Source organism: Nocardioides sp. NPDC087217 (assembly GCF_044744805.1).
Lineage (GTDB): Bacteria > Actinomycetota > Actinomycetes > Propionibacteriales > Nocardioidaceae > Nocardioides.
In genome coordinates this window covers 16,610-43,006 of sequence record NZ_JBIUZB010000010.1, presented here as the reverse complement: position 1 = coordinate 43,006, position 26,397 = coordinate 16,610, and the positions used below count along the sequence as shown (strand labels likewise).

The 26,397-nt window shown below is 70.2% G+C and carries 23 protein-coding genes and 3 tRNA genes; 15 read left to right on the top strand and 11 right to left on the bottom strand.

Features of this window, described 5'->3' with window-relative positions:
* Window positions 1-10: 10 nt before the first annotated feature.
* From gltX to ACIO3S_RS27505, 5 genes are all read left to right on the top strand, one after another.
* Window positions 11-1,537, top strand: coding sequence for a glutamate--tRNA ligase (gene gltX / locus ACIO3S_RS27525; RefSeq protein ID WP_400469490.1), 1,527 nt, complete (start codon window positions 11-13; stop codon window positions 1,535-1,537).
* Window positions 1,538-1,547: 10 nt separating this feature from the next.
* Complete coding sequence (locus ACIO3S_RS27520; protein WP_400469487.1) at window positions 1,548-2,486, top strand: lysostaphin resistance A-like protein; 939 nt, start codon at window positions 1,548-1,550, stop codon at window positions 2,484-2,486.
* A gap of 134 nt (window positions 2,487-2,620) precedes the next feature.
* Window positions 2,621-2,692 (top strand) — tRNA-Gln (locus tag ACIO3S_RS27515).
* A gap of 63 nt (window positions 2,693-2,755) precedes the next feature.
* Window positions 2,756-2,831 (top strand) — tRNA-Glu (locus ACIO3S_RS27510).
* 162 nt (window positions 2,832-2,993) lie between these two features.
* A tRNA-Glu gene (locus ACIO3S_RS27505) sits at window positions 2,994-3,066 on the top strand.
* Between the two features lie 21 nt (window positions 3,067-3,087).
* Here the strand turns inward: ACIO3S_RS27505 and ACIO3S_RS27500 are convergent.
* A complete protein-coding gene (locus ACIO3S_RS27500) occupies window positions 3,088-3,627 on the bottom strand; it encodes an arsinothricin resistance N-acetyltransferase ArsN1 family B (protein ID WP_400469484.1) in 540 nt (179 codons plus the stop codon).
* 18 nt (window positions 3,628-3,645) lie between these two features.
* Here ACIO3S_RS27500 and ACIO3S_RS27495 point away from each other — a divergent pair, with 18 nt between their 5' ends.
* Window positions 3,646-4,218 carry a helix-turn-helix domain-containing protein gene (locus ACIO3S_RS27495; RefSeq protein ID WP_400469481.1) on the top strand — a complete coding sequence of 191 codons (573 nt, stop codon included), beginning with the start codon at window positions 3,646-3,648 and terminating at the stop codon, window positions 4,216-4,218.
* Window position 4,219: 1 nt separating this feature from the next.
* On the opposite strand, the gene hutI is transcribed toward ACIO3S_RS27495, so the two are convergent.
* From hutI to ACIO3S_RS27465, 6 genes are all read right to left on the bottom strand, one after another.
* The gene (hutI, locus tag ACIO3S_RS27490) at window positions 4,220-5,365 is read right to left on the bottom strand and encodes an imidazolonepropionase (RefSeq protein WP_400469478.1); all 1,146 of its coding nucleotides are present in this window, start codon (window positions 5,363-5,365) and stop codon (window positions 4,220-4,222) included.
* Window positions 5,362-6,657, bottom strand: coding sequence for a formimidoylglutamate deiminase (locus ACIO3S_RS27485; protein WP_400469475.1), 1,296 nt, complete (start codon window positions 6,655-6,657; stop codon window positions 5,362-5,364). The genes hutI and ACIO3S_RS27485 overlap by 4 nt, the downstream gene beginning before the upstream one ends.
* Window positions 6,654-7,877 carry an allantoate amidohydrolase gene (locus ACIO3S_RS27480; protein ID WP_400469472.1) on the bottom strand — a complete coding sequence of 408 codons (1,224 nt, stop codon included), beginning with the start codon at window positions 7,875-7,877 and terminating at the stop codon, window positions 6,654-6,656. The genes ACIO3S_RS27485 and ACIO3S_RS27480 overlap by 4 nt, the downstream gene beginning before the upstream one ends.
* Window positions 7,878-8,007: 130 nt before the next feature.
* The gene (hutU, locus tag ACIO3S_RS27475) at window positions 8,008-9,663 is read right to left on the bottom strand and encodes a urocanate hydratase (RefSeq protein WP_400469470.1); all 1,656 of its coding nucleotides are present in this window, start codon (window positions 9,661-9,663) and stop codon (window positions 8,008-8,010) included.
* Between the two features lie 8 nt (window positions 9,664-9,671).
* On the bottom strand, window positions 9,672-11,219 hold the full coding sequence (hutH, locus tag ACIO3S_RS27470) for a histidine ammonia-lyase (RefSeq protein ID WP_400469663.1): 1,548 nt from the start codon (window positions 11,217-11,219) through the stop codon (window positions 9,672-9,674).
* A gap of 17 nt (window positions 11,220-11,236) precedes the next feature.
* The gene (locus ACIO3S_RS27465; protein ID WP_400469467.1) at window positions 11,237-12,391 is read right to left on the bottom strand and encodes an LCP family protein; all 1,155 of its coding nucleotides are present in this window, start codon (window positions 12,389-12,391) and stop codon (window positions 11,237-11,239) included.
* A gap of 175 nt (window positions 12,392-12,566) precedes the next feature.
* Here ACIO3S_RS27465 and ACIO3S_RS27460 point away from each other — a divergent pair, with 175 nt between their 5' ends.
* The 3 genes from ACIO3S_RS27460 to ACIO3S_RS27450 are packed head-to-tail and all read left to right on the top strand — an operon-like array spanning window position 12,567 to window position 14,973.
* Window positions 12,567-14,054, top strand: coding sequence for a DNA-3-methyladenine glycosylase 2 family protein (locus ACIO3S_RS27460; RefSeq protein ID WP_400469464.1), 1,488 nt, complete (start codon window positions 12,567-12,569; stop codon window positions 14,052-14,054).
* Window positions 14,054-14,533 (top strand): methylated-DNA--[protein]-cysteine S-methyltransferase, encoded by a 480-nt coding sequence (locus ACIO3S_RS27455; protein ID WP_350837545.1) that lies wholly within the window; start codon window positions 14,054-14,056, stop codon window positions 14,531-14,533. The genes ACIO3S_RS27460 and ACIO3S_RS27455 overlap by 1 nt, the downstream gene beginning before the upstream one ends.
* Window positions 14,533-14,973, top strand: a complete 441-nt coding sequence (locus ACIO3S_RS27450) for a hypothetical protein (protein WP_400469461.1) — start codon at window positions 14,533-14,535, stop codon at window positions 14,971-14,973. Before ACIO3S_RS27455 ends, ACIO3S_RS27450 begins: the two co-directional genes overlap by 1 nt.
* Window positions 14,974-15,090: 117 nt before the next feature.
* Here ACIO3S_RS27450 and ACIO3S_RS27445 read toward each other — a convergent pair whose 3' ends face one another.
* Window positions 15,091-15,813 carry an IclR family transcriptional regulator gene (locus ACIO3S_RS27445; RefSeq protein WP_008358359.1) on the bottom strand — a complete coding sequence of 241 codons (723 nt, stop codon included), beginning with the start codon at window positions 15,811-15,813 and terminating at the stop codon, window positions 15,091-15,093.
* A gap of 143 nt (window positions 15,814-15,956) precedes the next feature.
* Between ACIO3S_RS27445 and leuC the strand changes: the two genes are divergently transcribed.
* Window positions 15,957-17,369, top strand: coding sequence for a 3-isopropylmalate dehydratase large subunit (gene leuC, locus ACIO3S_RS27440; RefSeq protein WP_160024555.1), 1,413 nt, complete (start codon window positions 15,957-15,959; stop codon window positions 17,367-17,369).
* A gap of 3 nt (window positions 17,370-17,372) precedes the next feature.
* Window positions 17,373-17,978 carry a 3-isopropylmalate dehydratase small subunit gene (gene leuD, locus ACIO3S_RS27435; protein WP_160024554.1) on the top strand — a complete coding sequence of 202 codons (606 nt, stop codon included), beginning with the start codon at window positions 17,373-17,375 and terminating at the stop codon, window positions 17,976-17,978.
* Window positions 17,979-18,064: 86 nt separating this feature from the next.
* Here the strand turns inward: leuD and ACIO3S_RS27430 are convergent, their stop codons facing one another.
* Entirely contained in the window at window positions 18,065-19,342 is a 1,278-nt protein-coding gene (locus tag ACIO3S_RS27430) for a hypothetical protein (RefSeq protein ID WP_400469456.1), read from the bottom strand.
* Window positions 19,343-19,505: 163 nt separating this feature from the next.
* On the opposite strand from ACIO3S_RS27430, the gene ACIO3S_RS27425 reads away from it, so the two are divergent.
* Window positions 19,506-20,168, top strand: coding sequence for a hypothetical protein (locus tag ACIO3S_RS27425; protein ID WP_400469453.1), 663 nt, complete (start codon window positions 19,506-19,508; stop codon window positions 20,166-20,168).
* On the opposite strand, the gene cofC is transcribed toward ACIO3S_RS27425, so the two are convergent.
* The gene (gene cofC / locus ACIO3S_RS27420) at window positions 20,165-20,806 is read right to left on the bottom strand and encodes a 2-phospho-L-lactate guanylyltransferase (protein WP_400469450.1); all 642 of its coding nucleotides are present in this window, start codon (window positions 20,804-20,806) and stop codon (window positions 20,165-20,167) included. The genes ACIO3S_RS27425 and cofC overlap by 4 nt on opposite strands.
* Before the next feature lie 61 nt (window positions 20,807-20,867).
* On the opposite strand from cofC, the gene ACIO3S_RS27415 reads away from it, so the two are divergent.
* Together ACIO3S_RS27415 and ACIO3S_RS27410 are read left to right on the top strand one after the other, a co-directional pair.
* On the top strand, window positions 20,868-21,632 hold the full coding sequence (locus ACIO3S_RS27415; protein ID WP_400469447.1) for a lysophospholipid acyltransferase family protein: 765 nt from the start codon (window positions 20,868-20,870) through the stop codon (window positions 21,630-21,632).
* Window positions 21,629-22,639 carry an NAD(P)H-dependent glycerol-3-phosphate dehydrogenase gene (locus ACIO3S_RS27410; RefSeq protein ID WP_160024550.1) on the top strand — a complete coding sequence of 337 codons (1,011 nt, stop codon included), beginning with the start codon at window positions 21,629-21,631 and terminating at the stop codon, window positions 22,637-22,639. The genes ACIO3S_RS27415 and ACIO3S_RS27410 overlap by 4 nt, the downstream gene beginning before the upstream one ends.
* Before the next feature lie 117 nt (window positions 22,640-22,756).
* Here ACIO3S_RS27410 and ACIO3S_RS27405 read toward each other — a convergent pair whose 3' ends face one another.
* Window positions 22,757-24,397 (bottom strand): glycosyl hydrolase family 18 protein, encoded by a 1,641-nt coding sequence (locus tag ACIO3S_RS27405; RefSeq protein ID WP_400469444.1) that lies wholly within the window; start codon window positions 24,395-24,397, stop codon window positions 22,757-22,759.
* Window positions 24,398-24,572: 175 nt separating this feature from the next.
* On the opposite strand from ACIO3S_RS27405, the gene ggt reads away from it, so the two are divergent.
* Complete coding sequence (gene ggt / locus ACIO3S_RS27400; RefSeq protein ID WP_400469441.1) at window positions 24,573-26,390, top strand: gamma-glutamyltransferase; 1,818 nt, start codon at window positions 24,573-24,575, stop codon at window positions 26,388-26,390.
* Window positions 26,391-26,397 lie beyond the last annotated feature (7 nt).

The following is a 26,397-nucleotide window of genomic DNA, read 5'->3' as shown; positions in this document are numbered from 1 at the left end:
TGGCATTGGAATGACCGGCTCACTCGAGCCCAAGGACTACCGGGTCCGGATGGCGCCCTCGCCGACGGGCTCGCCCCACGTCGGCCTGGTCCGTACCGCCCTGTTCAACTGGGCCTTCGCCCGCCACCACGGCGGCACCTTCGTCTTCCGTATCGAAGACACCGACAAGGCGCGCAACACCCAGGAGTCCTACGACGGGCTCATCGACCTGATGCGCTGGCTCGGCCTCGACTGGGACGAGGGCGTCGAGGTCGGCGGCCCCTACGGCCCCTATCGCCAGTCGGAGCGCTCGGAGATCTACGCCGACGCGCTCGGCCGGCTGCGCGCCTCCTCCTACGTCTACGAGTGCTACTGCACCGGCGAGGAGACCACCGCCCGCTACGAGCAGCGCCTGGCCGCCTACAAGGCCGCGAAGGCCGAGGGCATCAAGGGCGAGGCCCCGGCCCAGGGCTACGACAACCACTGTCGCGACCTGAGCGAGGACCAGATCAAGGCGTACGAGGCCGAGGGCCGCTCCTCGGTCCCGCGGTTCCGCATGCCCGACGGCTCGATCACCTTCAACGACCTCGTCCGCGGCGAGGTGACCTTCGAGACCAAGCACGTCCCCGACTACGCGCTCGCCCGTGCGAACGGCGACCCGCTCTACACGCTCACCGCGCCGGTCGACGACGCCACCATGAACATCACCCACGTCTTCCGCGGCGAGGACCTGCTGTCCTCGACCCCTCGGCAGATCGCGCTCTTCGACGCGTTCGTCGAGGTCGGCCTGGCCGAGCGGGCACCGGAGTTCGGCCACCTGCCCTACGTCATGGGCCAGGGCAACAAGAAGCTCTCCAAGCGCGACCCGGAGGCGCACGCGCTGAAGTACCGCGAGGAGGGGTTCCTGCCGGAGGGGCTGCTCAACTACGTCGCGCTGCTCGGCTGGGCGATCGCGGCCGACCGCGACATCTTCACCATGGAGGAGATGGTCGAGGCCTTCGAGATCCACGACGTGGTCAAGAACCCGGCTCGCTTCGACATCAAGAAGGCGGAGGCGATCAACGCCTCCCACATGCGGCTGCTGCCGGTCGAGGACATCACCCACCGGGTGATTCCCTACCTCAAGGCCGACGGGATCATCAGCGACCCGGTCAACGATGCCGACGCGCAGATGCTCGAGGCCGCGATGCCGCTGGTCGCCGAGCGGATCAACAAGCTGGGCGAGGCCTCCGACATGCTGCGGTTCCTCTTCGTCCCGGAGGCCGACTTCGCGCTCGACGAGGAGGATGCCGCCAAGCTGCTCGACGAGGAGGGCCTGGGTGTCGTCCGGGCTTCGTACGACGCGCTCGTGGGTCTCCACACGTGGTCGACGGCCGAGATCCAGGACGCACTGACCGCGGCCCTGATCGACGGTCTCGGGCTCAAGCCGCGCAAGGCCTACGGCCCGGTGCGCGTCGCGGTGACGGGCAAGCGGATCAGCCCGCCACTGTTCGAATCCATGGAGCTGCTCGGTCGGGAGCGTACGCTGGGGCGCCTGAAGGCGGTTCTCGGGAAGTAGGTCGGACAGGATGAGCACGGTCGTGGAGCCGCCTTCGGGACTGGCGTACTACCAGGTACAGCGCAGCGGGCGCAGTGGCTGGGGGCGGCCCCTGATCGGACTCATCCTGATCGGACTGTGTGTCTTCTTCGTCTCGCCGGCGGTGGTGCTGGCCGCGTTCGAGGTCTTCTTCGTGCTCGCCGGCGACGACGTCTCCAACGGGATGGTCCGTGTGGCCGACGTGGAGAACGTCACGCCGGAGTCGCTGGCGTTCCTGCTGCTGTCTTTGGCTGGGGCGATCCCGGCGGCGATGCTGCTGTGCTGGGCGCTGCATGGGCTGCGACCGGGGTGGCTGGCCTCGGTGGAACGACGGATCCGCTGGCGATGGCTGCTGCAGTGTCTCGGGATCGCGGCGATCACGATGGTGGTCACCGTCATCATCGCCTCCCGGCTGCCGATCCCGGGAGAGGACCTCGGCGCCAACAGCCTCAACCCGTGGACGAGCACCATGCGCGACTTCGTGCTCGTGATCGTGCTGCTCACCCCGCTGCAGGCGGCGGGGGAGGAGTACCTGTTCCGCGGCTACATCTTCCAGACCTTCGGGTCGCTCTTCGGCGGGATGCTGGGCGCCCGCACGGTGTCGGTGACGATCACCGCGCTGCTGTTCGCCTTCGCCCACGGGTCCCAGGACCTGCCGCTGTTCCTGGACCGGTTCGCCTTCGGCATCGTCGCCGGCATCTGCGTGATCGCCACCGGAGGCATCGAGGCGGGCATCGCGATGCATGTCCTCAACAACTTCGTCAGCCTCGGCATGGCCGTGGCCTTCGGCGACATCTCGACGGTGCTCAACACCACCGAGGGGTCGTGGTGGCGGATCCCGGTCACCCTGGTCCAGTCGGGCGTCTTCTTGGCGCTGACCGTGTGGGCCGCGCGATCGGCGGGCCTCTCGACCACGACCAAGAGCGCTTGAAAATGGGGCCAGGGGCGTGCCGATTTCGTAGCCTGGGGCCCTCGCCGGTAATGTTTCCTCTCGGTTCGAGGGAGAAATCCTGAGGGCCGGATCGCTCTTGTTGGCGGCCTCTGAGGCTAAGTCAACCAAGACGATGGGCTATGGTGTAATTGGCAACACGACTGGTTCTGGTCCAGTTATTCTAGGTTCGAGTCCTAGTAGCCCAGCGGATCCTCCTCGGAGGATTTGGGAGTCACCGAAGCGGTTCGCTAAGGTTTCACCCGCTGCAAGCCCCCGTCGTCTAGCGGCCTAGGACGTCGCCCTCTCACGGCGGTAACGCCGGTTCAAATCCGGTCGGGGGTACCACGCAGGAAGAGCCCCGAGTCACTGGCTCGGGGCTCTTCGCTATTTCTGCCGGGGGTGCGGATGTGGCCGCGGCATGGAGGGGTCCCGATGTGGGGGATCGCCTGGGCATCCGGTAATGTTTCTCCTGCCCGCGAGGCCGCAAGGTCATCGCAGGAGGTGCAAGCCCCCGTCGTCTAGCGGCCTAGGACGTCGCCCTCTCACGGCGGTAACGCCGGTTCAAATCCGGTCGGGGGTACAACGCACGGGAAGCCCCGAGTCACTGACTCGGGGCTTCTTGGTTCTCCGGGTCCAAGTCGAGTTGCATCCAGGTGACGTCGTGCCAGGCGTCGAACTTCCAGCCGATCCTGCTGTACGTCCCGACCTCGGTGAAGCCGAAGGAACGGTGGATCCCGAGGCTGGCCTCGTTCGGGATGGCGATCCCGGCGAGCGCGCGGTGGAAGCCGCGCTCCTTCAGGTAGGGGAAGAGGGCTGCGTACAGGGCCTTGCCGGCGCCGTTGCCGCGGCGGTCGCGGTCGAGGTAGATGGACACGTCGCAGGCCCAGCGGTAGGCAGCGCGGGTGCGGTGCTGGGTGGCGTACGCATAGCCGAGCACCTCCGGACCGGCCTCGCCCTCGGTCTCCAGGACCAGCCAGGCGTGCTCGGCCAGGGACGACTCGATGCGGCGCGCCATCTCCTCGACCGTCGGTGGCTCGGTCTCGAAGGAGATGACGGTGTCGCGGACGTACGGCTCGTAGATCGCCGCGCAGGCGGCGGCATCTGCGGTCGTCGCGTGGCGAATGGTCCAGGCAGGAGGCATGTCTCCTATAGTAGTCACGTGGCTGACGATAGTGACAAGTTCGGTGAGGCTTTGGCGTCCAACATCAGGTCGGCGCGGGAGTCGCTCGGGATGACCGTCGCGGGCCTCGCGGAGGCGTCCGGGGTCTCCCGGGCGATGATCTCGAAGATCGAGCGTGGCGAGGCACAGCCGACCGCGGTCCTGCTGACCCGGCTCTCCGGAGCGCTGGAGCTGACCCTGTCGGAGCTGATCGCGCGGGCGGAGGGAGACGCGGTCCGTGTGGTCCGGCGCTCGGAGCAGACCGAGTGGAGGGATCCCGAGACCGGCTACGTACGCCGCGCCGTCTCGCCGCCCGCGCGCGGGATCCTGGAGCTGGTCGAGGTGGAGTTCCCGGCCGGTGCGTCGGTGGCCTCGCCCGCCTCGGCGTACCACTTCAAGGAGCAGCAGATCTGGGTGCTGTCGGGGCACCTGCGGTTCGTCGAGGGTGACCTCGTCCACGAGCTCGACGCGGGCGACTGCCTGCAGCTGGGGCCGCCTGCCGACTGCGTCTTCGTCAACCCGACCGACGAGCCCTGCCGCTACCTGGTCGTGATCGGCAAGCGGCGCGGGTGAGTCAGAGCGGGTTGCCCCTGCTCCAGACCTTGTGGGTGAGGGGAACCCCGGGACGGTAGGCCAGGTGCTTGGCGGAGGGGGCATCGAGCGCCTGCAGATCGGCGCGACCGCCTTCGCTGATCCGTCCGGCCGAGTCGGCGAGGCCGAGCGCGGTGGCGCCGCCGACCGTCGCTGCCCAGAGGGCCTCCTCGAAGGTCAGGCGCTGCTGGAGGACGGCGGTGGCGACACAGAACCCCATCGAGGTCGTGAAAGAGGAGCCGGGGTTGCAGTTGGAGGCGATCGCGATCGTGACGCCGGCGTCGACCAGCTCGCGCGCCGGGGGAAAGGGCTCGCGGGTCGAGAGGTCGCAGGCGGGAAGGAGCGTGGCGACGGTCTCCGACCCGGCGAGGGCGTCGACGTCGGTCGGGCTCAGGTGGTTGCAGTGATCGACGCTCGTCGCGCCCAGCTCGACGGCCAGTTGTACGCCGCCGGACTCGCCGAGCTGGTTGCCATGGAGCTTGACGCCGAGCCCCGCGGCGCGGCCGGCCTCGAGGATCTCGCGGGACTCCTCGACGTCGAAGGCGCCCTGCTCGCAGAAGACGTCGATGTAGGTCGCATAGGGCGCGACGGCGGCGAGCATCGGGCCGGTCACGAGGTCGATGTAGGCGCGACGGTCCACGCCCGCGGGAACGACGTGAGCGCCGAGGTAGGTGACCACCTCGGCATGCTCGGCGCTGATCCGGGCCAGGCGCTGTTCGGTCTCGACGTCGAGGCCGTAGCCGGTCTTGGCCTCGATCGTCGTGGTGCCGCCGCGGCAGGCCTCCTCCCTCAGCCAGCTCGCCCGGGCGCGGAGGTCGTCGTCGGCGGCGGCGCGGGTGGCTTCGACGGTACGCATGATCCCGCCGGCCTCGTAGGGCCGGCCGGCCATCCGGTCGACGAACTCCTCGGCGCGGTCGCCCATCGAGACCAGGTGGGTGTGGGAGTCGACCCAGCCCGGGAGCACCGCGCGACCGTCGAGATCCTCCCGCGTGTCTGCCGCCGGAGCCCTGTCGGCCGGGCCGATCCAGGCGATTCGGCCGTCCTCGATCACCACGGCGGCGTCGTGGAGGGTGCCGTGCTCCTCGGTGTGCGTGGTCAGCTCGCCGACGTTGGTCAGCAACAGGCTCATCCGAGCTCCTTCAGCGCTTCTGTGAACATGACGGCCGGGTCGCGACCATCCGCGAGGCGACCGTCCTCAGCCACCACGCGCCCGCCGACCACTACCCGACGTACGTCGGTCGCGGTCGCCACCAGGGCGAGCTGGTCGAGGGCGGCTCCGGCGGTGCGTACCGAATCGGGGTCGATCTCCACCAGGTCGGCGCAGGCTCCGATCCGCAGGCCGCCCGGGAGGCCGGAGGCGGCGTAGCCGGAGCCGGCGCGGGCGGTCTCTAGGTCGGCGGGGGAGAAGCGTCCGCGCTGCCGGCTGCGCAGCCGTTCGCCGGCTTCCAGGCCGCGCACCTCGAGCCAGGGGTCGATGACCGCGTTCTGGTCGGACCCGAGCGCGATGCGTACGCCTGCGTCGGCCAGCTCGCGGGCGGGTCCGATGCCGTCGCCGAGGTCGGCCTCGGTGGTCGGGCACATCGCCACCCCGGCGCCGCTGGCTGCGATGAGGGCGATGTCGGCGTCGGTCAGATGCGTGGCGTGGACCAGCCAGGTGCGCGGGGAGAGCGCGCCGGCGTCGGCAAGGACCTGCGTGGGCGTCCGTCCGTGCGCTGCGAGCGACTGCTCGTTCTCCGCGGGCTGCTCGGAGACGTGGACGTGGAGGGGCACCTCAGCGGGCAGCCGCTCGGCGACCAGTGCGATGTCGTCGGGGGAGACGGCGCGTACCGAGTGGATGGCCGCACCGACGGCGTGGGTCTGATGAAGCTGCTGCCAGCGCTCGAGCCAGGCCTCGGCGGTGCCGTCTCCGAAGCGGCTCTGCTCGGGGAGGAGCGGCTTGCCCGGGGCGCTGGTCAGGTAGAGGGTGTCGAGAAGGGTCAGCCGGATGCCGACGCTGCTCGCGGCCCTCGTGAGCGCGGTGCCGAACGCGTTGGGGTCGACGTAGGGCGTCCCGTCCGGGCGGTGGTGGACGTAGTGGAACTCCGCGACGGTGGTCCAGCCGGTCACCAGCATCTCGGCGAAGACGGCCTCGGCCAGGCGCTCGTAGGAGTCGGGAGTGAGGCGGTCGGCGACGGCGTACATCTGCTCGCGCCAACGCCAGAAGTCACCACCCTGGTCGTGCGTCCGGCCGCGCAGCGCGCGGTGGAACGCATGGGAGTGAGCGTTGCCGGAGCCGGCGAGCACGGTGCCGAGGCGGAGGTCGACGGCCTCGGCGCTCCCGCCGGGGGTGATCGCGGTGATCCGGCCGTCGGACACCTCGATCACGAGGTCGGTGAGCTCGCGGCCCTCGACCAGCGCCCGCGCGGCGTGGATCCGGGTCATCCGAGGGTCTCGCTCGCCAGCAGCCGGACGACCTCGGTCAGCGCCGCCGCCCCGGCCCGGCAGTCGTCGTCGGTGGCGGTCTCGTAGGGGGAGTGGGAGACGCCGGTGGGGTTGCGGGTGAAGAGCATCGCGGTGGGGATCTCGGCGGCGAGGATGCCGGCGTCGTGGCCGGCGCCGGTGGCGAGCACCGGCACTCCGCCCAGCGCGTCGACCAGGCGTTGTTGCAGGTCAGAGTCGAAATGGACCGTGGAGACGTAGGACTCCTCGACCACCTCCAGGGTGCAACCGTGCTCCTCGGCGGCCGCGCGCGAAGCCGCCAGGATCTCCTCGAGGAGGGCTCGGGTCTGCGGGTCGGTGTCGCCGCGTACGTCGAGCCAGGCATCCACCCGGGAGGCGATGACGTTGGTGCCGCCCGGGATCGGGGTGAGGCGGCCGATCGTTGCCCGGGCGGAGTCGGCACCGTCGTGGGCCGACGCGATGCGCTGGGCGGCCAGGACCGCGGCGGCCATCGCGGCGACCGGGTCGCGCCGGTCGCGCATCCTGGTCGCGCCGGCGTGGTTGCCCTCACCGGAGAAGACCAGCTTCCAGCGGCCGTGGGCGAGGATGCTCGAGGCCACGGCGACCGGGGAGTCGAGATCGGCGAGCCCGATGCCCTGCTCCACGTGGAGCTCGACGAACGCGCCGAGGCTCGCCAACCGCTCCTCGTCGCGGCCGAGCCCGGCCGGGTCGATCCCGTCCGCTCCGCACGCCTCGGCGTACGTGACTCCGGCGTCGTCGGTGAGCGCCGCCACCGCCTCGCCGGACAGCGCACCGGTCATCAGCTTCGAGCCCAGGCATGCGATGCCGAAACGCGAGCCCTCCTCCTCGCCGAACGCGGCGATCGTCACCGGCCGAGCCGGCACGAAGCCCTCCTCCATCAGCGCCGAGACCGCGGCCAGGGAGGAGGCGACCCCGAGCGGGCCGTCGTAGGCGCCCCCGCCCGGAACCGAGTCGAGGTGGGAGCCGATCGCGATCGCGCCGCCCCCGCCGCCCCAGTGAGCCCAGATGTTGCCGTTGCGGTCGGTCTCGACCTCGAGGCCGAGCCCTGCCGACGTACGCCGGAACCACTCGCGCAGCTCCAGCTCGGCCGGCTCGTAGACATGCCGGGAGTAGCCGCCGCGTACGGGATCGCGGCCGATCCCGGCGATCTCGTCGAGCAGCTCTACGACATCCAAACTCACGGTCTTCCTCTACTTCTGTTGCCGAGTCGGCTCATCCTGACGATCCCCGCTGCCGAGCCGGCTTGTCATGACGGGCCGACTCGGCAGGGGTTGTTGTCAGGATGCGCCGACTCGGCGAGGCGAACATTGATCAGGCGTCGAGCATCGGGACGTTGAGTCCCCGCTCACGAGCGACGTCGCGCGCGTGCTCGTAGCCCGCGTCGACGTGGCGCATGACACCCGTGCCGGGGTCGTTGGTCAGGACCCGCTCGATCTTCTCGGCGGCGAGCGGAGTGCCGTCGGCGACGCAGACCTGGCCGGCGTGGATGGAGCGGCCGATGCCGACGCCGCCGCCGTGGTGGATGCTGACCCAGCTCGCGCCGGAGGCGGTGTTGAGCAGCGCGTTGAGCAGCGGCCAGTCGGCGATCGCGTCGGACCCGTCCTTCATCGCCTCGGTCTCGCGGTAGGGCGAGGCCACGGAGCCCGAGTCGAGGTGGTCGCGACCGATCACGACCGGTGCCGAGAGCTCGCCGGAGGCGACCATCTCGTTGAACTTCAACCCGGCGAGGTGGCGCTCCTTGTAGCCCAGCCAGCAGATCCGCGCCGGCAGGCCCTCGAAGTGCACCTTCTCGCCCGCCTGGGTGATCCAGCGCTTGAGGCCCTCGTTCTCGGGGAAGAGGTCGACGATCGCCCGGTCTGTCTTGGCGATGTCCTCGGGGTCACCCGAGAGCGCCGCCCACCGGAACGGGCCCAGACCCTCCTCGAAGAGCGGTCGGATGTAGGCGGGGACGAAGCCGGGGAAGGCGAACGCGTTCGCGAACCCGCCCAGACGGGCTCCCTCGCGCAGCGAGTTGCCGTAGTCGAACACCTCGGCATCGCGAGTCATGAACCCGACCATCGCCTCGACGTGCTTGGCCATCGAGGCCTGCGCCTTCTCGGTGAAGTCGTCGGGATCCTCAGCGGCCCGCGCGGCCCACTCCTCGACGCTGTATTCGAGCGGGAGGTAGGAGAGCGGGTCGTGCGCCGAGGTCTGGTCGGTGACGATGTCGATCTCGACCTCGCGCGCCAGGATCTCCGGGAAGACCGCGGCACAGTTGCCGACGAGGCCGATGGAGCGCGGCGTACGGGACTTCTTGGCCTCCTCGGCCTGGGCGAGCGCGTCATCGAGCGACGACGCGACGGTGTCCATGTAGCCGTGGTCGACACGGCGCTGGAGGCGCGCTGCGTCGACGTCGACGACGATCACGACGCCCTCGTTCAGCGTCACCGCGAGCGGCTGGGCGCCACCCATGCCGCCGGCGCCGCCGGTCAGCGTCACGGTGCCGGCCAGGGTGCCGCCGAAGCGCTTGCGGGCGATGGCGGCGAAGCACTCGTAGGTGCCCTGCAGGATGCCCTGGGTGCCGATGTAGATCCACGAGCCGGCGGTCATCTGGCCGTACATGGTCAGGCCGAGCGACTCCAGCCGCCGGAACTCCGGCCAGGTCGCCCAGTCGCCGACGAGGTTGGAGTTGGCGATCAGGACCCGGGGTGCCCACTCATGGGTGCGGAAGACGCCGACCGGCTTGCCGGACTGCACCAGCAGGGTCTCGTCGGCCTCGAGCTCGTCGAGGGTGCGGACGATCGCGTCGTACGCCTCCCAGGAGCGCGCGGCGCGGCCGGTGCCGCCGTAGACGACCAGGTCGTCGGGACGCTCGGCCACCTCCGGGTCGAGGTTGTTCATCAGCATGCGCTTGGCGGCCTCGGTCTGCCAGTTCTTGGCGGTGATCTCGGGGCCGCGCGGTGCGCGGACAGTGCGTGGTTCGCTCATGTCGCTCATCACATCACTGAAGTGAGCGAGCGCGCACGGGAAAGAAGGGTGCCATCGGCGACGAGGCCGACGACCGCCTTGATGTCCGGGGACAGGAAACGGTCCGGGCCGGGCGCGGGGACCAGCTTGCGGATCTCCTCGACCAGCGCGGCGCCGACAGGGCCGGGACGCTCGGGGACGCGCATGTCGATCGCGCGGGCGGCGGTGAGGATCTCGATGGCGACGACCTGCTGCGCCCCGGTAATCGCGCGGCGGAGCTTGCGGGCGGCGTTCCAGCCCATCGAGACGTGGTCCTCCTGCATCGCAGAGGTCGGGATGGAGTCGACCGATGCCGGGACGGCGAGGCGCTTGAGGTCGGAGACGATCCCGGCCTGCGTGTACTGCGCGATCATGTGCCCGGAGTCGACGCCGGGGTCGTGAGCGAGGAACGGGGGCAGCCCGTGGTTGCGCGACTTGTCGAGGAAGCGGTCGGTGCGGCGCTCGGAGATCGAGGCGAGGTCGGCGGTGGCGATGGCCAGGAAGTCGAGTACGTAGCCGATCGGTGCGCCGTGGAAGTTGCCGTTGGACTCGACCCGGCCGTCGAGGGTGACCACCGGGTTGTCGACCGCGCTGGCGAGCTCGGTCTCGGCCACGCGGGCGGCGTGGGCCATGGTGTCGCGCACCGCGCCGTGGACCTGGGGCGCGCAGCGCAGCGAGTAGGCGTCCTGCACCCGGGTGAACCCGGTGCCGCGGTGGTCGGCGACGATCCCGCTGCCCGCGAGGACGGCGCGGATGTTGGCCGCCGAGGTCGCTTGGCCGGCGTGCGGGCGCAGGGCCTGGAGGTCCTCGGCGAAGACGCTGTCGGTGCCCTGGAGGCCCTCGATGCTGAGCGCTCCGGCGATGTCGGCGGTGGCGACCAGGTCGTCGAGGTCGGCGAGCGCCAGGACGAGCATCGCCAGCATCCCGTCGGTGCCGTTGATCAGGGCCAGCCCCTCCTTCTCGCGCAGCTGCACCGGGGTGACCCCGGCGGCCGCCAGCGCGTCGGCGGCGGGGACGAGGTCGCCGTCGGCGTTGCGTACGTCGCCCTCACCCATCGCCGCGAGCGCGCAGTGCGCCAGCGGGGCCAGGTCGCCGGAGCAGCCGAGCGAGCCGTACTCACCGATCACCGGGGTGATCTGGGCGTTCAGGAGCGCGGCGTAGGTCTGGGCGACCTCGGGGCGCACACCGGTCCGTCCGGTGGCGAGGGTGGAGAGACGCAGCAGCATGAGGCCGCGTACGACCTCCTTCTCGATCTCGGCGCCCGAGGAGGCCGCGTGCGAACGGACCAGCGAGGCCTGCAGCTGAGCGCGGTGCTCGGGCGGGATCGAGGTGTTGGCGAGGGCGCCGAAACCGGTCGAGATGCCGTAGTGGGGCCGGGCGTCGTGAGCCAGCGACTCGATGAGCTCGCGGCTCGTGGCCATCGCGGCCAGCGACTCGTCGGTCAGGGTGATGGGGGTGTTGTGACGGGCGACGGCGACTACCTGATCGAAGGTGAGGGCACCGACCCCGACGGGAACCGTGGTGTAGGTCATGACCAGAGTGGATCACATCACATTCAGGCGGGTGAGCACAGGCCGTTGTCGGCGGCGTCCTTCTCCTGGTCTTCGGGGCTCACCGAGTCGGCCGGAACCTCGTCCGGTGCGGCGCTGACCTCGGGATTCGCCGGTGAGGCAGAGGTCGTGGGCGAAGGGGCGGCGGACGTCGTCGCGTCGTGGAGCGGACGGTCCTCGAGCATCCGCTCCCACAGCTCGTCAGCCTTCGGGAGGATCTCGAGACGGCCCCAGTTGGGGTCGCCGGCGGGGTAGGCGCGATTGGGTACGGTCTCGAACTCGATGCTCGACGGATCCAGGTCGCGCATCTCGCCGGCCAGCTCGGCCAGCCCGGCGACGGAGCCGATGTCGGTGGTGATGCTCTTGGAGAGCTCGGTCGCGAACGCGGCCAGGCGACGCGGGCGGGTCAGGGTGCCGGCGGAGAGGACCTTGGTGGCGAGGGCGGTGAGGAAGTACTGCTGACGTCGCATCCGGCCCAGGTCGGCGTTGGGAGTCGAGGAGCGGTTGCGTACGTAGTCGAGGGCCTGCTTGCCGCGCAGATTGTGGGTGCCGGCGGGCAGGAAGATGTTGTGCTCCTCGTCGTCGATCGCCTCCGGGATGCAGATCGTGACGCCGCCGACCGCGTCGACCATCCCGCGGAACCCGGCGAAGTCGAGCGCGAGGTAGTGGTCGATCGGGATCCCGGTGAGCAGCTCGGTCTGGCGGGCGGTGCAGATCGGGCCGCCCAGGGAGTAGGCCTCGTTCCACATCACGCCGCTCGCCGCGGGGATCGTGGTGCCGTCCGGGGCGGTGCACTCCGGCCGGTCCACGAGCGCGTCGCGGGGGATCGAGACACCGTAGGCCGAGGTCCGGTCGGCGGAGACGTGCAGCAGGATCGTGCTGTCGGAGCCGCCGGAGCCACCCTCGCCGTCGATCGAGCAGCCCTCGCAGTCACGGCCGTCGGTGCCGAGGATCAAGATGTTGAGTGGCTGCTTCGGGCCCTCGTCCTCGCTCTCCGGCTCGTCGACGAGGTGGTGGATGTCGCCTCCGGAGCCGAGGTTGCGGTTGAGGTGGTCGTAGAACGCCCAGGTGCCGATCCCGGTGCCGACCGCCAGGAACAGCATCGTCACCACGACGGTGAGCACGACCGTACGTGTCCCCGACCTCGTTTCGGTCCTCATCACCCTCCCTCGCTGGCCCGCGTGAGCAGACCGACTGCGTGTGCAGCCCACACAGGTTCTACGCGCCAGTGAGCCGAGAGGTTGCTGCTTCAGGTAACGGCATTGTGAAACCATGAGGAAGGCACTGTCCGAAAACCGCGCGTAATTTCTTTGCGAACGCGGCAACATGGTGGACATGGATGGGACGACGAGCGTGAACGGACTCGACTTCGAATCGTGCTACCGCGCTGTTCGTTCGCGCGACCGGCGCTTCGACGGCATCTTCTACACGGCGGTGGCCTCGACCGGGATCTACTGCCGGCCCTCATGCCCGGCCCGGACCCCTGCGCTGGTCAACGTCTCCTTCCACCGGACCGCGGCGGCGGCGCAGGCGGCCGGCTACCGGGCCTGCAAGCGCTGCCGCCCCGATGCCACGCCGGGCAGCCCGGAGTGGGATGTGGCCGCGACCCTGGCCGGGCGCGCGATGCGGCTGATCGCCGACGGCGTCGTCGACCGGGAAGGCGTCGAGGGGCTGGCTCGCCGGGTCGGCTACTCGCCGCGCCACCTGACCCGGCTGCTGACCACCGAGCTCGGCGCCGGTCCGCTGGCGCTGGCCAGGGCGCGCCGAGCACAGACCGCCCGGACGCTGGTCGAGACCACCGAGCTCGGCTTCGCGGACATCGCCTTCGCCGCCGGCTTCTCGAGCGTACGTCAGTTCAACGACACCGTCCGCGAGGTCTATGCGGCCTCGCCGACCGAGCTCCGCGGACGCCGTGGATCGCGGCGCCGGGCCGACGGGACGATCGCGCTGCGGCTCGCAGTCCGCACCCCGTTCGCCGGACGGGCCCTGCATGCCTTCCTGCGCGACCACATGGTGCCGGGCGTCGAGGTCGCCGGGGTCGACGGCGGGCGGCGCTGGTTCGCCCGCACGCTCGACCTGCCCAACGGGCCCGGCACGCTGCGTCTCGAGCTCGCCGACATCCCCGAGGGCGAGACCGGCTTCGTCCATGCGACCTTCAAGCTCGCCGACCTGCGGGACACCACCGCCGCCGTCGAGCGCGCCCGCCGGCTGCTCGACGCCGACTGCGACCCGCGTGCGGTCGGCGACGTCTTCACCGGGGACGAGGTGATCGGCCCGCTGGCCCTCGCCCTGCCGGGGCTGCGGGTGCCGGGCACCGTCGACGGGGGCGAGCTCGCGCTGCGTACGATCGTGGGGCAGCAGGTCTCCGTCGCCGGTGCGCGCACCGTGCTGGCGGGGATCGTCGCCGAGCACGGCCGCCCGATCGCGACCGACATCGACGGCCTCACTCATCTGTTCCCGTCCGCGGACGCCCTTGCCGCCGCCGACCCGGCTGGCATGCCGATGCCGCGCTCGCGTGGGCGTGCGGTCACCGGTCTGGCCGCGGCGCTCGCCTCCGGCGAGCTCCAGCTGGACCGCGGGACCGACCGCGACGTCGTGCACGAGCAGTTGATCAGCCTGCCCGGGGTCGGTCCCTGGACCGCCGACTACGTCGCGCTGCGTGCTCTCGGCCATCCCGATGTCTTCCTGCCGACCGATGTCGGCATCAAACGAGCGCTGGAAGTGCTCGGTGCGCCCGCGGCGGATGTCGCCGCGTGGCGGCCGTGGCGCTCGTACGCCCTGCTCTACCTGTGGACCTCACTGACTGCCTTGGAGAAACTGTGATGTGGACTCTCATCGACTCGCCCGTCGGCGAGCTCCGGCTGGTCGCGCACGACGGCGCGATCACCGCGATCGACTTCATGCCGGCTGACTATGCCAAGGGCCGGGTGCTCGGGGACCGGTCCGATTCGGATCCGCTGTTGCTGGAATGTGCCCGGCAGCTCGCCGAGTACTTCAAGGGTGACCGGACGAGCTTCGACCTCCCGCTGGCGCCCTCGGGCACCGCGTTCCAGACGCGCGTCTGGGAGCAGCTGCAGCAGATCGAGTACGGCACGACCGCCTCCTACGGTCAGATCGCCGGCCGCCTCTCGCTGACCGGCCACGGCGCCCGCGCCGTCGGGCTCGCCAATGGCAGGAACCCCATCCCCATCGTGATCCCGTGCCACCGTGTCGTCGGCGCGGACGGCTCCCTGACCGGCTACGCCGGTGGCCTTGACCGCAAGACGACCCTGCTGGGTCTGGAGAGCGGTGCCCTCTTCTGATGCCGAGACTGCAGTTCTGGCGTCCGAGACCGCAGTTGTGGCGTACGTCGGTGGCGGCTGCCGCGCTCCTCGCCACTCTCGCCGCGTGCGCGGAGGAGGCCACCGATCCCGCGGCGCCCGCGACCAGCGAGAGCCGCGCCGAGGCCGAGAACGAGGTGCTGGTCAACGGCCGCGCGCGGTGTGACCAGGACGTGTCGAGCGACCAGGCGAAAGACACGATCGAACGCGTCGGCGGGCTCCAGCAGCCGACCTGGTCGGTGCGATTCGCCGAGAGCACCGCGGCCGGGGTCGTCGTGCTGGTCACCGGCGATCTCGAGGACGCCGAGCCACGGCTCTTCGACGACTACCGGGTGGCGGTCATCGTCGGGTCGCCCGAGGACCAGACGCGTACGGAGGACTTCCGGGCCGTGCGCGACGCGGTGCGCGAGATCTGCGGCTGAGGTGCTGCAGGGATACCCGGTTAACCGGTGAAACCTGCACTTCTCAGGCGTTGCAACACCTGAGAAGTGCAGGAATACCCTGTTAACCGGGTATTCCTGGGGCTGGAGTGACAGCAGTTACTCAGCAGCCGCGCGCCGCAGCGACTCCGAGAGCCGGTCGGCAGCAGCGAGGACAGCAGGGGCGTGCATCTTGCCGGGCTGGCGGGTGAGTCGCTCGAGCGGGCCGGAGACGGAGACGGCGGCGATGACCTTGCCGCCGGGGGAGCGGACGGGAGCGGACACCGAGGCGACGCCCGCCTCGCGCTCGCCGATCGACTGAGCCCAGCCGCGGCGACGGATGCCGGAGAGCGCAGCGGCGGAGAAGGCGGCGTTCTGCAGGCCGCGGTGGAGGCGCTCCGGGTCCTCCCACGCGATCAGTATTTGAGCGGCCGACCCGGCACGCATCGTCAGCTGCGAGCCGACGGGGATGGTGTCGCGGAGACCGGAGGGGCGCTCGGCGGCGGCGACGCAGACGCGGAAGTCGCCCTGGCGCCGCCACAGCTGCGCCGACTCACCGGTGATGTCCCGCAGCCGCGCCAGGACGGGCCCGGCGGTGGCCAGCAGCCGGTCCTCACCGGCGGCGGCGGACAGCTCGGCCAGCCGCGGGCCGAGAACGAAGCGTCCCTGCATGTCGCGGGCGACCAGACGGTGGTGCTCGAGGGCGACCGCCAGGCGGTGTGCGGTCGGACGGGCGAGACCCGTCCCGGCCACCAGACCGGCCAGGGTCGCCGGGCCGGATTCGAGAGCTGTGAGCACAAGGGCGGCCTTGTCGAGCACGCCCACACCGCTGGAACTGTCCATATCGCAAGACTAACTTCTCAGAACCTGAGATGCAACGTTACGCTCGGAGAAGCAGACTGGAAGTGGCGGATCTGACATTGCGATTCAACGCTCGAACCGCCACCGGCCACTACAGACCAAAGATGCCAGATGGAGAACGTGTCATGGGCAGGACCTTGTCGGAGAAGGTGTGGGACGAGCATGTCGTCCGGTCGACCGCGGGAGAGCCCGATCTCCTCTACATCGACCTTCACCTCATCCACGAGGTGACGAGTCCGCAGGCCTTCGAAGGCCTGCGTCTGTCCAACCGCAAGGTGCGCCGCCCCGACCTCACCATCGCCACCGAGGACCACAACGTCCCGACCCTCGACTGGGACAAGCCGATCGCCGACCCGGTCAGTCGCACCCAGGTCGAGACGCTGCGCAAGAACGCCGAGGAGTTCGGCGTACGTCTTCACCCGCTCGGCGACGCCGAGCAGGGGATCGTGCACGTGGTCGGGCCGCAGCTTGGGCTCACGCAGCCGGGCATGACCATCGTCTGCGGTGACTCGCACACCTCGACGCACGGCGCGTTCGGCGCGATCGCGTTCGGCATCGGCACCTCCGAGGTCGAGCATGTGCTGGCGACCCAGACGCTGATGCAGGACAAGCCGAAGACGATGGCTGTCACGGTCAACGGCACGCTGCCCGAGGGCGTCAGCGCCAAGGACCTGATCCTCACCCTGATCTCCAAGACCGGCACCGGCGGTGGCCAGGGCTACATCGTGGAGTATCGCGGCGAGGCCATCCGTGAGCTCTCCATGGAGGCTCGGATGACGATCTGCAACATGTCGATCGAGTGGGGTGCCAAGGCCGGCATGATCGCTCCCGACGAGACGACGTTCGCCTACATCAAGGACAAGCCCGAGGCTCCGAAGGGCGCCGACTGGGACCAGGCCGTCGCGCACTGGAAGTCCCTGGTCACCGATGAGGACGCCGTCTTCGACAAGGAGATCGTCCTCGACGCCGCCGAGGTCACCCCGTTCGTCACCTGGGGCACCAACCCTGGCCAGGGCGTCCCGTTGGGCGCCGCCGTCCCGAGCCCCGACGACTTCGAGGACGCCGACGAGAAGATCGCGGCCGAGAAGGCCCTGACCTACATGGGTCTCGAGGCCGGCACCCCGATGCGCGAGGTGCACATCGACACCGTCTTCCTCGGCTCCTGCACCAACGGCCGCATGGAGGACCTGCGTACGGCCGCCGACATCATCCAGGGCCACCACGTCGCCGAGGGGACCCGCTTCCTGGTCGTCCCCGGCTCGGCCAAGGTGCGCCTGCAGGCCGAGGAGGAGGGTCTGCACAAGATCTTCATCGACGCCGGCGCCGAGTGGCGCGGCGCGGGCTGCTCGATGTGCCTGGGCATGAACCCCGACACCCTCGCCCCCGGCGAGCGCTCGGCCTCCACGTCCAACCGCAACTTCGAGGGTCGCCAGGGCAAGGGCGGTCGCACCCACCTGGTCTCGCCGGAGGTGGCTGCGGCCACCGCCGTACGCGGCACCCTCTCCTCGCCCGCCGACCTCGTCACCGTTGGAGCCTGAGTCATGGACAAGTTCACCACCCACACCGGTGCCGGCGTGCCGCTGCGCCGCAGCAACGTCGACACCGACCAGATCATCCCCGCGGTCTACCTCAAGCGCGTGACTCGCACCGGCTTCGAGGACGGCCTCTTCGCCGCCTGGCGCAACGACCCGACGTTCGTCCTCAACAACGAGGCGTACGCCGGGGCCTCGGTCCTCGTCGCGGGCCCCGACTTCGGCACCGGCTCCTCCCGTGAGCACGCCGTCTGGGCGCTGATGGACTACGGCTTCCGCGTGGTCATCTCGAGCCGCTTCGGCGACATCTTCCGCGGCAACTCCGGCAAAGCCGGCCTGCTCGCGGCGAAGGTCGACGAGAAGGTCGTACAGAAGCTGTGGGACTACCTCGATGACAACCCCGGCGCCCAGATCACCGTCGACCTGGAGTCGCGCACCGTACGCGCCGGCGAGGGCCCCGACGCCATCGAGGACTCCTTCGACATCGACGACTACACCCGCTGGCGCCTCCTCGAGGGCCTCGACGACATCGGCATCACGCTGTCCCACGAGGACGACATCGCGACGTACGAGGCGACCCGGCCCTCCTTCAAGCCGGTCACCCTGCACGCCTAGATCGAATCGTCAGTTGTGGGCGACGAGAGTGCACTCTCGTCGCCCACAACTGCGTTTTCGGCCGACGGAACTCACGTCTCGGCTGGCTAGGGGAGACGGATCTGGCGGCCGTCGGCGCCACGCTGGGAGCCGGTGATGCGGTCGCAGGAGCCGGTGTCGACCCAGCAGCGGAGGTACCAGGACTCGGCGGCGGTCGCGGTGTAGAGGACGACGCTGCGGTCGGACTCGAAGCCGGCGACGCGGACCTTCTCGACGGAGTCGGGTACGCGCAGGTCGATGTGCTCGGAGGTGCTCATGTTGACCGCGATGCCGCGCTCGGCGCCGTAGCTGATCATCCCGGGGTCGCTGGGATTGCGGGCGATGGCGACGATCGAGCCGTCGGGGGAGTCGGCGACCGATCCGGGCAGCGGCGCGTGGACGCCGGGCTGGGTGAGGCTGCCGTCGGCCTCGATGGCGGCGAAGCGGGCCTCCCACTCGCCGGGGTTGTGGAGGAGTACGCCGCGCCGCAGCGGGATCAGCTGCTGGTAGCCGAGCGGCAGCGAGATCCGCTGGGTGGCCTCGCCGGGATCCCACGCGGTCACCGGCGGCCGGGAGACGGTGAGCTCGCCGTAGTTGCCGGGCACCGCCGGCGGGGCGGGCACGATGCCGGTGCGGAAGTAGGCCCGGGTGCGGTCGGTGCCGAGGACCGCGGTGGCGGCAGGCGTGCCCTCGAGCACGAGCCGGTCGGTCTCCTCACCCGTCGTGGTGTCCACCGCGACGAGGGCGGAGACGGCGTCGTCGGTCTGCTGGAGCGCGAAGAGCTGGTTGCCGTCCTTGCTCAGGACCGGCTGGGTCCAGAGGCCGGGGACCTGGATGGTCGACCCGCGCCGCGCGATCCACACCGGACCGGGCTTGTCGGCGCGCTCGTACATCAGCACCGTCCAGCCGGCCACGCTCATCTGCGACCCGAAGACCTTCTGCGGCTTCGCGCCGAGCTGGAGTCGGCCGGCCTGGTCCACGAAGGGCAGGGTCGTCGCGGGGCCGACGGGCAGATCGGCGTACGTCGCAGGGATGGCCGGCTCGCTGTTGCGGACCGTCGGAGCGGGTGGCGCCGGCGTCGGTACGTTGGCGCCGGTGCGACCTTCGGCGAGCCGGGTCGTGTGGACGGCCAGCCAGGCCACGGAGGCGATCAGGGCGAGGATGATGCAGGCCGAGAACAAGATCCCGGCGCGGCTGGGCCTCGCCGTGGTCTTCGGCTCCTCGAGCACCACGGTGGGCTGCTCCTCGTCGATGTGCACGTCGGTGATGGTCGTACCTTCCTCGTCCTGTCTCCCGAAGGCTGCGCTGTCGAAGCGATGCTGCGGACGTGCCCCGAGTCTCTCCACGGTAACCACGTGGAGGCGTCGGAATCAGGAGCGATCAGGTGAACAATCCGTTTTCACATGCCGTCGGTATGTCCGGAAGTCCCGGAGATGGCCTAAGGTCGATCGCGTGGTGAGAAAACGAGTAGCTGATGCAAGCAAACAGGCCGGAAGAGTAGTCGGCGCGGTGCGGGAGACGGCCGGGAAGCTGGTCGCCGACGTGGTGTCCGGCAAGGTCAAGGTCCCCTCCGTCCCGAAGGTCAAGGTGCCGCGGCCGGGGCGCAAGGCGCCGACCAAGGCCGCTGAGCCGGTCGTGCCGCCCGCCAAGCGGGTCGCCGAGCCGGTGAAGCCCGAGCCCACCGTCGAGGCCGCTGCGGACCCGGTGGCCCAGGCGGCCGAGAAGACCGCGCCGGCGAAGAAGACCGCCGCCAAGAAGACCACGGCCACGAAGAGCCCCGCGAAGAAGACGACGACCGCGGCGAAGAAGACGACGGCGACGAAGTCCACGGCGGCGAAGAAGACGACGGCCACGAAGTCCACGGCGGCGAAGAAGACCACCGCCAAGAAGACCACGGCCAAGAAGGCTCCCGCGGCGAAGAAGGCCACCACCGCAGGCGCGGCGACCCCCGCGACTCCGGCGACGGAGACCTCCGCCGCAGCCGCCCCTGCGAAGACGACGGCCGCGAAGAAGACGACGGCCAAGAAGACCGCAGCCAAGAAGACGACGGCCAAGAAGGCTCCCGCGCAGAAGACGGCGGCGAAGAAGACGACCGCGGCGAAGAAGGCTCCCGCGAGCGGAACATCGACGAGCCCGACGACCGGGGCCGAGACGCCGTCCGGCGACTCCTAGCCCGGACTCCCGACGCGCACGGAGGCGAGAGTCGTACGCGGCCCGAGCCCCAGGCTGCGTACGGTCTCGAGGTCCTCGAGGGTGTCGACGTCGTGGCGTAGCGAGTGCAGGTCGCCCTCCAGCGGATGGGCGCCGCCGTCGCGATGGGCGGCGGCGGATCCGGGCCCGAACGCGGGCCGGAACAGGTCGTGGGTCGCGGTGTAAAGGGTGGTGCCCCCACCCGCCGCGTCCTCGACGTACGCAGCCCCAAACCCCTCCGCCGCGCGCAGCGCCGCGTCCAGGTCGGCGGAGCGGAGCGCGGGCAGGTCGCCGCACAGAGCAGCGGGGCGGAGCCCCGGCCAGCGGCGCCGGGCTTCGAGCGCTCCCTGCACGAGGGTCTCGTTGAGGTCGCCGCTGACCCCGTCGGGGATGACGGCGGCGCCGAGACGGGCGACATCGGCGGCGAAGTAGGAGTCGTCGGTGATCACCAGCACGGCGCCGACGCCGGTGGCGGCCAGGCACGACTCGGCGGTGTCGAGTGCGAACGAGCGCGCTAGATCGGCCCGTTCGTGCGACTCGATTCCGACCAGCCGGGACTTGCCGCGCGCCGGGGGCTTGACGGGCAGCAGTACGACGTAACCGGGTGCAGGTACAGGCATCGAGGTAGATCCTGACAGGTATCTCACAACCACGCGGAGACGGCCCGGTAGCCTGCCCTGCGTGGGAAAGTACCGGAAGTTCCAGGAGGGCAAGCTCGGCTGGCCGTGGGTCGTGGCTGTCGGCATCGTGAAGCCCGTCCTTCTCGCCACCACCAAGCACCAGTGGGTGGGCGGCGAGAAGATCCCGGAGAGCGGGGGAGCGGTGTTCGCGCTCAACCACGTCTCCGAGATCGATCCGTTCACCGCCGCGCACATCGTGTGGGACTACGGACGTAGGCCGAGCTACCTGGCCAAGGCGGCGTTGTTCAAGGGTCCGTTGGGCAAGTTCCTGCGGGCCGCCCGGCAGATCCCCGTGGACCGGACCGCAGGTGCGTCGGCGTTCGATGCGGCGGTGAAGGCCGTCAACGAGGGCAGCATCGTGGTCGTCTACGTCGAGGGGTCCATCACCAAGGACCCGACCGGCTGGCCGATGCGCGGCAAGTCCGGTGCAGCGCGGATCGCGCTCGCGACCGGTGCCCCGGTCTACCCGGTGGGACAGTGGGGAGCCCAGGAGCTGCTTCCGGCGTACTCTCTCAAGCCGCACCTGATCGGTCGCAAGATGATCCAGATGAAGATCGGTGATCCGGTGGACCTGAAGGACCTCGAGGTCCAGGAGCACACGCCGGCGGTCGTGAACCAGGCGACCGACCGGATCATGAAGGCGATCGTCGGCCTGGTGGCCGACATCCGGGAGGAGGAGCCGCCCAGCGAACTCTTCGACCCGAAGAAGGCCGGCGTCAACGCGACCGGCGACCCCCGCAAGACGAAGAAGAAGGACGACAATTGAGCGAGCTTGGCAAGGTAGCGGTCTTCGGAGCGGGCTCATGGGGCACCGCCTTCTCGGTCATCCTCGCCGACGCTGGCAACGACGTGACCATGTGGGCGCGGCGTGAGGAGGTCGCGGCGGCGATCAACGACACTCACGAGAACCCCGACTACCACCCCGGCACCGAGCTGCCGCACAACATCAGCGCCACCCATGACATCGAGAAGGCAGCGCACGGAGCCGATCTGGTCGTCCTCGCGGCGCCCTCGCAGACGCTGCGCGCCAACCTCACCGACTGGGCGCCGTTCCTGCCCCAGGACGTACCGCTGGTCTCGCTGATGAAGGGTGTCGAGCTCGGCACCCTCGAGCGGATGAGCGAGGTGATCGCCCACGTCACCGGTGCGGGGCCGGAGCGGATCGCGGTCGTCAGCGGTCCCAACCTCTCCAAGGAGATCATCCGTCGCGAGCCCGCCGCCGGTGTGGTGGCCTGCGCCGACGAGGAGGTCGCCAAGACGATCCAGGCGCGTGTCCACTCGCCCGCGTTCCGCCCCTACACCTCGACCGACGTGGTCGGCTGCGAGATCGGCGGGGCCTACAAGAACGTGGTCGCGATCTCCACCGGGATGGCCGCCGGGATGGGGTTCGGCGACAACACCCAGGCGTCGCTCATCACCCGCGGACTCGCCGAGACCGCACGCCTGGCGATGCAGCTCGGCGCCAACCCGATGACCCTCATGGGTCTGGCCGGCCTGGGTGACCTGGCCGCGACCTGCTCCTCGCCGCTCTCCCGCAACCGTACGTTCGGTGAGAAGCTCGGCAAGGGCATGACCACCGCCGACATCCTCGCCTCCAGCCACCAGGTCGCCGAAGGCGCCAAGTCGTCGCACTCGCTGCGCGAGCTGGCCGCGAAGGTCGGGGTCGACGTGCCGCTGGCGCAGTACGTCGACGATGTCGTCTCCGGCGCCAAGACCGTCAGCGAGATCATGGACGAGATGCTCGAGCGGCCGACGAAGGCCGAGACCGAGTAACTCGCCGGTCGAGCCCGCGAGCGCCAGCGAGCGGTGTCGAGACCAACACAGTCGCGTTCGAACCGTGTTGGTCTCGACACGCCTCCGCCTAGCGGCTCCGGCGGCTCGACCGACGGACTAGGCCGTTCCGAGGTCCTTCCAGGGACCCCACTCCTCGGTGCCCGGGGTGTTGCCCTGGGTCCACCACTTGGCCTCCCACAGGTGACCGCCGTAGGTGACACGGTCACCGGCGACGTACACCGTGGTCGCCGACCATGCAGCCGCTCCGCCGGGCGGGTCGGTCGGCGGGTCGGTGGGCTCCTCGGTGGGTGGGTCGGTCGGGTCCGGCTCCTCGACCGGGCCGCCGGTGCCGTTGCGCATGGCATCGGCGAAGGTGCCGATCAGCTCGCCCTGGCGGTCACCGGAGAGCTCCCACCACATGCCTCCGCCGAGGCCCTTCGAGATCGCGTACGCCGCCTTCTGGGCGATCGTGCGCTTGTTGTCGTAGCTCCACCACTGGTTGCCGTCGTACCGCCACCCGGCGCCGGTCGCGGCGTCGTAGTAGTCGGTGCCGCGGGACTTGAGCTTGTCGTAGTCCTCGTTGCCGGCCTCGTACGTCCCCGGTGCCGCGGCGGTCGCCGGGCCCCATGGGGCGGAGGAGGTCGCACCCTGCCAACCACGGCCGTACGCCGCCATGCCGAGCCCGAGCTGGGCCGGGGAGATGCCGGCGTCGAGGTACTCCCGGACCGACTCGTCCACGCTGAACCGCTTGCCGTCGGGGCGCGGGTCGGCGGGGTCGGCGTAGAGGTTGCCCTGGTGGCCGGTCAGCGTCGGGTCCCAGGCGCCCCACAGGTCGTAGCCCTGGATGTTGCCGAAGTCGAGGGAGTTGAAGATCGCCGGATCGTTCCAGCCGCCCGCCTCGATGTCCTGCGGGTTGGCCGGGAGGAACGCGGAGAGCTGGTAGTCCTTGCCCGTGGTCGAGCCGAGGGCGTCCAGCTGGGAGCGGAACTCGGCCAGCAGCGCCTTGAAGTTGGCGCGGTCGTTGACCGGGTCGACGTGGTTGCCGGTGTTGCCGTTGGGCGAGCCCGGCCACTCCCAGTCGATGTCGAAGCCGTCGAAGACGCCGGCTGCCGCTCCGGCGCCGCCACGGCCGTCGATGACCGGCAGGTTGCCCTTGATGTAGAGGTCGATGCAGGAGGAGACGAGCTTGCGTCGTGACTCCGGCGTCGCCGCCGCGAGGGAGAAGTTCTTCGACCAGGTCCAGCCGCCCAGCGAGAGCAGGACCTTCAGGTCGGGATGCTTCGCCTTGAGCTGCTTGAGCTGGTTGAAGGAGCCGGCCAGGGGCTGGTCCCAGGTGTCGGCCGTGCCGGAGACGGACGCGTCGGCTGCGTACGACATCCCGTAGTCGGCGTAGGCGTCACCGGCACCGTCGGAGCCGTTGGGCCCTTCGCCCTGGGCCTTGTTGGCCTCGAAGCAGGTCAGCGTCTGGTGGTGGATGTTGCCGAAGGCGTAGTTGAGGTGGGTGAGGTCGTCGGCGACCCCGGACGTCTCCAGCTGCTTGAGCTTGAAGGCTCGGCCGTAGACACCCCACTGCACGAAGTAGCCGACGTTGCGGTAGCCGTTGATCGCGGTCGGCTGCGCGGCGGCCGTCGTCAGGGATGCGCTGGACGGGGTGCTGGTGAGGACGAGCGTGCCGGTGAGGGCGAGCGCTCCGGCGAGTGCGCCGATGAGAAGGCCGACTGTGCGGCGTGATCTTCGTGAGGGCAAGGCGACATGCATGGTGACACCTCCGAGGTGATGGCTGGCTCGGGCACCAGGCGCCCGAATCGCCATTCGATGGTGGCAGCCGGTTTGTTTGTAAGCAACCCTTACTAATTAAGGAATTTCAGAACGTAATTCGAGGTCGGCGCCGAAGTAGTACGTTCGATGAGCCGCCAATCTCTGGGAGATCGCCATGCTCGGACGCCGCTCTGCAGTTGTCGCCACACTGACCGGAGGCGCGATGGCGCTGGCCACCCTGGTCCCGTACGCCGGGGCGACCGCCGCCCCGGAGGAGAGGCTGGCGCCACCACCGAAGGTGCCCACCGCGGTCGGTTACGGAGGCGCGGTGGCCAGCGTCGACGCCGACGCGAGCCGGGTCGGGCTCGAGGTCCTGCGCAAGGGCGGCAACGCGACCGACGCCGCGGTCGCGACGGCGGCGGCGCTCGGCGTGACCGAGCCCTACTCTGCCGGTATCGGTGGGGGCGGCTTCTTCGTGCACTACTCCGCGCGCACCGGCGAGGTCGAGACGATCGACGGTCGGGAGAAGGCGCCGGCCGCGATGCCGCGCGATGCGTTCATCGACCCGGAGACCGGGAAGGAGTATCCGTTCTTCCCGGACATGGTCACCAGCGGCGCCTCGGTCGGAGTGCCCGGCACGCCGCTGACCTGGGACAAGGCGCTGAGGAAGTGGGGCACCCGCTCGCTCGGTCAGTCGCTCGAGCCGGCCGCGCGGCTGGCACGCCGGGGCTTCGTCGTCGACCAGACCTTCCGTCAGCAGACCGTCGACAACGCGGAACGTTTCGCAGCGATCGATTCCACGGCCGAACTATTTCTTCCCGGAGGATCCGCGCCCGAGGTCGGCAGTCGGTTCCGAAACCCCGACATCGCCGCGACCTACGACCTGCTCGCACGCAAGGGCGTGAAGGCCTTCTACCGTGGCCCGCTGGCCGCGGAGATCGCCGCAACGGTGGCTGAGCCGCCGAAGAGCGACGACACCGACCTCCCGGTTCCGGCCGGCTGGGTGACCACCGAGGACCTCGCCGCCTACACCGCCCCCGACCGCGAGCCGACCCGCTCGACCTACCGCGACCTGGACGTCTACGGGATGGCCCCGCCGTCCTCGGGCGGCACCTCGGTGGGCGAGGCGCTCAACATCCTGGAGCGCTACGAGTTGGCCGGGATGACCAACACCGAGGCCTACCACCATCTGCTCGAGGCGAGCGCGATCGCCTTTGCCGACCGCGGCGCCTACCTCGGCGACCCCGACCACGTCGACGTACCCGTCGAGGCGCTTCTCGACGACACTTTCGCCGCCGAGCGGGCCTGCGGCATCGACCCCGCGGCAGCCCAGCCCAAGCCCGTGGCGGCAGGTGATGCGTACGACTTCGACGGGGTCTGCGACGGCGCGGAAGGCGCGGGCGAGACCGCGAAGGACACCGAGAACCTCGAGACCACCAACCTGACCGTGGTCGACCGCTGGGGAAACGTCGTCGAGTACACCCTGACCATCGAGCAGACCGGAGGATCGGGGATCACCGTGCCCGGCCGCGGCTTCATCCTCAACAACGAGCTGACCGACTTCTCGACGACCTACCGGGCCGACGACCCCAACCGGATCGAGCCCAACAAGCGCCCGCGCAGCTCGATGTCACCCACGATCGTCCTCTCCGACGGCCGGCCCGTGCTGGCGGTCGGGTCACCGGGCGGCTCGACGATCATCACCACGGTGCTCCAGATCCTCATCGAGCGGTACGCGCGCGACCGGACCCTGCCCGAGGCCATGGCAGCGCCGCGGGTGTCCCAGCGCAACGGGGCGAACACAGGTGCCGAGCCGGCGTTCATCGAGGCGTACGGAGGGCCGTTGACATCGCTGGGACACACCTTCGCCCCGACCGCTGAGCTCGGCGCGGCCACCGCGATCGAGATCGGCCCCGACGGGCTGCTGACCTCGACCGCCGAGCCGTGGCGACGCGGTGGCGGGTCGGCGCTGGTGGTGAGTCCGGTCGACTGACCAGCGA